Origin of the sequence: Gluconobacter albidus, from assembly GCF_002723915.1 — a bacterium.
Lineage (GTDB): Bacteria > Pseudomonadota > Alphaproteobacteria > Acetobacterales > Acetobacteraceae > Gluconobacter > Gluconobacter albidus.
The window spans coordinates 1-5,546 of record NZ_BEWL01000030.1; the positions used below are offsets into that span (position 1 = coordinate 1).

At 37.3% G+C, this 5,546-nt stretch carries 7 protein-coding genes and 1 pseudogene; 4 read left to right on the forward strand and 4 right to left on the reverse strand.

The features are described 5' to 3' along the window. Together GAL01_RS15885 and GAL01_RS15595 are read left to right on the forward strand one after the other, a co-directional pair. Window positions 1–294, forward strand: a pseudogene (locus GAL01_RS15885) (hypothetical protein); the annotation flags it as partial. Window positions 295–304: 10 nt separating this feature from the next. Further along, a complete protein-coding gene (locus GAL01_RS15595) occupies window positions 305–1,033 on the forward strand; it encodes a hypothetical protein (protein WP_145995665.1) in 729 nt (242 codons plus the stop codon). A 90-nt stretch (window positions 1,034–1,123) separates the two neighbouring features. Here the strand turns inward: GAL01_RS15595 and GAL01_RS15110 are convergent, their stop codons facing one another. After that, a complete protein-coding gene (locus GAL01_RS15110; RefSeq protein ID WP_062027095.1) occupies window positions 1,124–1,414 on the reverse strand; it encodes a hypothetical protein in 291 nt (96 codons plus the stop codon). Window positions 1,415–1,494: 80 nt separating this feature from the next. Between GAL01_RS15110 and GAL01_RS15115 the strand changes: the two genes are divergently transcribed. Further along, entirely contained in the window at window positions 1,495–3,222 is a 1,728-nt protein-coding gene (locus tag GAL01_RS15115) for a terminase large subunit (RefSeq protein ID WP_082790580.1), read from the forward strand. A 30-nt stretch (window positions 3,223–3,252) separates the two neighbouring features. Here GAL01_RS15115 and GAL01_RS15120 read toward each other — a convergent pair whose 3' ends face one another. Both GAL01_RS15120 and GAL01_RS15125 read right to left on the reverse strand, forming a co-directional pair. Next, window positions 3,253–3,444 carry a hypothetical protein gene (locus GAL01_RS15120; RefSeq protein WP_062027091.1) on the reverse strand — a complete coding sequence of 64 codons (192 nt, stop codon included), beginning with the start codon at window positions 3,442–3,444 and terminating at the stop codon, window positions 3,253–3,255. Between the two features lie 102 nt (window positions 3,445–3,546). Beyond that, window positions 3,547–3,921, reverse strand: coding sequence for a hypothetical protein (locus tag GAL01_RS15125; protein ID WP_145995666.1), 375 nt, complete (start codon window positions 3,919–3,921; stop codon window positions 3,547–3,549). 102 nt (window positions 3,922–4,023) lie between these two features. Here GAL01_RS15125 and GAL01_RS15130 point away from each other — a divergent pair, with 102 nt between their 5' ends. Then, window positions 4,024–4,611, forward strand: a complete 588-nt coding sequence (locus GAL01_RS15130; RefSeq protein WP_145995667.1) for a hypothetical protein — start codon at window positions 4,024–4,026, stop codon at window positions 4,609–4,611. A gap of 55 nt (window positions 4,612–4,666) precedes the next feature. On the opposite strand, the gene GAL01_RS15135 is transcribed toward GAL01_RS15130, so the two are convergent. Continuing rightward, window positions 4,667–5,428, reverse strand: coding sequence for a hypothetical protein (locus GAL01_RS15135; protein WP_145995668.1), 762 nt, complete (start codon window positions 5,426–5,428; stop codon window positions 4,667–4,669). Window positions 5,429–5,546 lie beyond the last annotated feature (118 nt).

The window sequence follows — 5,546 nt, forward strand, 5'->3', positions numbered from 1 at the left end:
GGCCATCCCCCTGCCCCATCGGATTACGTCCATGAAGGCATCAAGAAAGCCTGCTACATCCGTCACTTCATCGATATGCTAGACCGATGCGGCTTAAAAAGGGACAACATGGGTGTGAACCGTTCAGCCTACTGCTGCCGTCATACGTACATTACCAATATGCTGAAAAAGGGTGTCCCGGCCTATATCATCGCAAAAAATTGCGGAACCAGCGTTAAGATGATTTCGGACACGTATGATTCCAACACGGTTTCTGCATATAAGAATATTCTGATCCAAGATCTATATACTTGAAAGTATTATCATGATTGAAAATGAACATCTTCAAACATATAATGAAGTACTTGATTGTTATATAAAATATATTTTTGTTCATGACTGGTTCTTCAATAACAGCAAAAAGTTCTATGCCGGGAATTTTGACGACCTTACCGTATTATTAAAGCAGGAAAACAGAATTTTAAATGATTTGGTGTGTTATAAACTAGATATATTAAAAACTTTCCATATAGAAAAATTCGACCTGCAGGGATGCAGATTTGGTTTTGAAAATTTTTATAATTCTGAAACTATATTCAATTTTTTTATATACCTTAATATAATGCATTATTGGAAAACGCCACAAATAGATGGAATATGGGGAAGTTCATACAATGGTATTATTGAAAGAAAAAGTATTATAATAAATTCAGTAAAATCTATAAGTGATGAAGAATTAAAAAAACGCTATGATCAAAAAGTTCGCAGATATGAAATTCTAAAGTATGTTGTAAAAGAAGCATACGACACAATCTGTACATCCGAAAACATAATTGACTATATAAACTTCAATCAAAACGTGAACCATAATTTTTTAAAAATAGAATTTAATGAACATATTTTATGTATTTCTGATGATATTGGATTTCAAGCAATTTTAGATTTTGCTAAATACGCGAAAGCTGAACTTTCATATACAATAATAGACATATTTTTTCGCCAAGGAAAAACAGATAAAATCATTCCAGAACTAAGCCGTGTGATAAAAATTTAATTTACACAAAGAAATAGCCGCTGGATAATCCAGCGGCCATAACTAAGGAAAAGAAAGAAATGAATATCAAACAAGTTAATGTATGGCGTTTTATTTATCGAATTTAATTCCAACTTCTTGCAACTTATCTTTTGTAAACGAAATTAATTCTTCTATCTGCTTTTCGTAATCGTCAATTACTTCTTGTTTTTCAGTATTAAGTCTATTGTTTATTTCATCAATTATGTTTCTTATTTCTTTATTTTCATCATATATATTATTGATTTCATAAAGCAAAACCCCTGCATCATTCCCATTTTCAATCATTGTCTTTATATGTCGGTTATCCCATACAAGATAACCCAAAACACATAATAATATTAAAAATAAAATCCATATCATAATCATATTCCTTTATGTTTGTATGCTTTATTTAATATCTAAAATAAATAGATATATACAAATATTATAAATGACTGAATATGACATATGAATTTGATTTCAAAGAATTATATGAAGGGATGGATGAATTAACAAAATCGTCCTACCGCTACCCATATGATGTTTTATGTGGAAACATCATAACAAACAAAATAGTAAAGAAATCTTGTTATAACGCCTTTGAAGATTTCATACGCCAAAACACACCTGACTTCCCATTCTATTATGAACCGGAAACAGGTGAACGATTCAGAAAATTCTGTCTGGTCATGTACCACTACAAGGGACCAGTAGCCGGACAACCAGTTGTATTAGATGACTGGCAAGTCTTCTTAATGTCCCAATTTTTGGGATGGCACTACGCAGAAGGCGAAAACAAAGGCTACAGGCGCTTCCGCGAAATATACCTGTCTGTTGCGCGTGGAAACGGCAAGTCCTTCATGATGTCCATCCTAGCCTTATGGGGAATGTGTTGTGATGGTGAAGGTGGCCCAGAAGTGTATTCCGCTGCTACCGACCGAACACAGGCAGAAATCGTTTTTGGCGGCACCAAGGCCCAGATAACAAATCCCAAACAACACAAGTTAATGAAATATCTTGGTGTCAGGGCTTTGGACAAAAAGATCCTTTGCACAAAGAACAATGGGTTATATCGCGCCCTGTCCCGTGATTCACAACGCATGGATGGACTAAACATTCACTTCGCTATCGTTGATGAACTTCATGCACATCCCAACAGAAGCACATGGGATGTCCTTAGATCTGGTGCCAATAAACGTAAGCAGTCAGCGATGATTGCAATCACAACAGCCGGTTATGATCTAACTTCATTTGGATTTATCAAAGATGAATCAATCAGGATGAACATTGAATGTCATCCTGCCATTCGCAATCCAAACATATTGGGATTGATCTATGGGGCTGAAGAAAATGATGACCCATATGACGAAACCACATCGAAGAAGGCCAATCCATGTTGGAATTCAGCCATCGATAAGGTGTCATTCAAATCTAAAGCATATGATGCAAGACGCATTCCAACAGATAGGCCAGAATTCTTCACAAAGATGCTTAACATCTGGTTCAACAATGCCGAAGGATGGATAACGTCAGAAGATTTAAACAAATGCTATGACAAAGATATGTTTGAAGGTGACAAATACGAATGCAGAATATCAGGATTCGATTTGGCGTATGTGAATGATCTTTGTTGTTATGTTAATGTTTTTACGAAAACAATCGATAACAAAAGACATTATTATATTTTTCCACATGCATATGTCCCATCAAGGGCCATAACAAACAATGTGAATTTAAAATATCAAGAATGGGTAGATGAAAAACAACTGAACGTCATAGAAGGTGAAGCCATTGATACCGATAGATTCAACCAAGACCTGATCAACAACATGAAGAAGTATGACGTCAAGGCGATGGCTGGCGATGCATGGCAAGCCACCCCTACCCTTCAGGCAATCCAGAAGGCTGGCAAGAAGGCGGTTGCGGTTCCACAGACCACCAAAGCGCTGACACAAGCCACATCAGAATTTTCAGTTGCCGTGATGGAACAGCGCGTTCACTGGAACAACAAGGTGTTTCATTGGAACTGCATGAACGCACGTCTTTATATTGATGCTAATGACCTGTTCAAACCGGTCAAAGAACACAAAGATTCTAAAAAGAAAATTGATACGGTAGCCGCAACCATAAACGCGATTGCTTATGGAATTGAAAACAACTGGGCAAAATCCAGTATCGCAATTTACTAATGAAAAAGGCGGGGTTTTATCCCCGCCCATTCATTCAAAAATCATATTATTCTTATTCAATTCGGCTTCAATAATCTTGAAGTCTGATTGGTTGGTATGTTCCCCATCCTTTTTTAAGGCTTCCATCGTCCGAATAATTTCGTTTCCGACCTGCATTCGGTTTACAAACACCCCAAGCAATTGGGAAAAACAACCGGGCTTTTCATGTATAACAACAAACATTGATCTGTTCCTTTTCAAGAAGATCAACTTAACCAACCATTCCAGTTAGTAGTTATGCTGTTTAAGCATGATGTTTTATAGGTATAGCATAACAAAAATTCTTTACTTATGACTAACCGTCCAGACGTTTATGAAGCAGTATTCGTCGTTTCCCGTTCCAAAGGTCCGCATGACTTCTGGCGGGTTGTTCCCAAACACAACCACGTTCCTTTTATCCTTATCAAAACTGATAAGGGTGGGACCAAAGGCATAGTTACTAGCCGGGTTTGGATAATGGAACATGTAGTGGTGTCCGAACACCTTCATGCCAATGGCAACTTCATATTGATCACCTTGGACATAATCGATGTCCGCCATCATATAGGTGCGCGGTTCCGATGATATGTCGGACTGACGACATGGCCGGGATGCATGGGCTGAACCAGCCATCGTAAGCCCGATAGCTGCCCATACAGCAAATAATGATTTCTTATTCATATATGTATCCTTTCATTTAATAAATCAACAAACACATAATAACATCCACAAATTCAAATCAAAGTCGATAATTTAGTAAACTACCAAGATAAACAAGAAATCATGATATTAAATATTATTGTTAAACAAAAAGGAAACAAAGAAATGCCATACATTATACAACCACAATATATCGGAACCATAGCCGGGTTAGACAGATACATAACAGAAGAACAAATATTAAGAACAAAGTTTTTTTATATTCTTTCAAACAATAATTCCGATTATGCAGATGACTTATATCTAAATCATTTCAGGCATTTCCCGATAGATGACCGAATAACCATTTTAAAATATGTGTCACATAACAATTTATCAAACGAAACCATTAATGCGTTATGGATGATTAGAAAGGTGGTTGCCATATATGGAACCGAACAGGATCGATGGGACTTGATTGATGATGAAAGTGCCAACGTCAGATCAGCCATCGCAACGTATGGGACCGAAGCCCAACGTGAATATCTAAAGGACGATAAAAGCAAGCAGGTTAGATCTGCCATCTATAAAATGGCTGAAACCGATGAACTTCGTGACCATGTTTTCAATGGTAAGAAGATTTATCCAAGCATGATAAAGTCGGTTTTATCGTCCGACACAAAGAACAAGAAGCATATAGCCAAGTGCAAGCTTCTGGACAAACGCAAGTGACATAAAAAAACCCCGGAATGTTCTTCCGGGGTTTTCTTTGATCCAAACAGCAAGCTTACTTCTTGTTGCTGTGTCTGGATGAAACCGTCTGGTGCGGAATGATTTCATCCTGGACTTCAATGACAGGCTGATCGTCATCCATTTCGCGTGTCAGTTCAACAGGGGTAGCTTCCAGTTCCCCCTGCCCTGCTACTGTTGCAGTGGAATTCGCGGGACGGCCACGCCCTTGTCTTTCTTTTACAATTGGATCGATAATATGGTCTAGTTCGCCCACTTCAACTGCTTTAATGCAGTCCTTATAAAATTCAATTAGCTGATCAAGATTATCACCAACGATAACATATTTGCCCGCATCAAAACCTTTAAATGGGTTGATGGACTGTATGCCGAATTTTATAATGGTTCCATACTTATCACCTGCCTTCTTAAACCAGAAAGGATTACGTTTAATTTCCTTCTTTCTTTTACCAAGATCTTTATCAATAACGCTGTCAGCCATAACCTGCTTTAAAGTGGCATCAATACTTGCGAAATCTTTTGCTTTTTCTGCATAAGTGATCTGGTCCATAAGACCATCAACCATAGCAGTTCTGGCATCTTTCTTTAAAGCCGGTTTATTAACCGTTACAATCTTCAGTTCTTTTGCTTCAAATTTATCAAAAAAGCCCATGATATAAGTCCTTGGTTTGTTTAAAACAGAAGCGTTTTCCGTTTTGGTTAATAAGTTATCGCCTATAAAAAAAAGAATATCAAGATCAATCTGTGAAAGGCTTATTGCTTGTAATTCATATATCCCAAAGCAATAACCAACAAACAAAGAAAGGGATCATATGATCCATTTTTCTTTATGTTCAGCAGATACATCATCAGCGCAAAGATAATGCGTCAGCATAATAAACGGCTGTTTCTGTAGCACTGTAGCCAGTTTGCTGACG

What these genes read in the sequence shown, in the direction of transcription:
- GAL01_RS15110 (WP_062027095.1), bottom strand. Translation starts at nt 1,414, where the DNA reads ATGATATGGATTTTATTTTTAATATTATTATGTGTTTTGGGTTATCTT.
- GAL01_RS15125 (WP_145995666.1), bottom strand. Translation starts at nt 3,921, where the DNA reads ATGAATAAGAAATCATTATTTGCTGTATGGGCAGCTATCGGGCTTACG.
- GAL01_RS15115 (WP_082790580.1), top strand. Translation starts at nt 1,495, where the DNA reads ATGACATATGAATTTGATTTCAAAGAATTATATGAAGGGATGGATGAA.
- GAL01_RS15595 (WP_145995665.1), top strand. Translation starts at nt 305, where the DNA reads ATGATTGAAAATGAACATCTTCAAACATATAATGAAGTACTTGATTGT.
- GAL01_RS15120 (WP_062027091.1), bottom strand. Translation starts at nt 3,444, where the DNA reads ATGTTTGTTGTTATACATGAAAAGCCCGGTTGTTTTTCCCAATTGCTT.
- GAL01_RS15130 (WP_145995667.1), top strand. Translation starts at nt 4,024, where the DNA reads ATGATATTAAATATTATTGTTAAACAAAAAGGAAACAAAGAAATGCCA.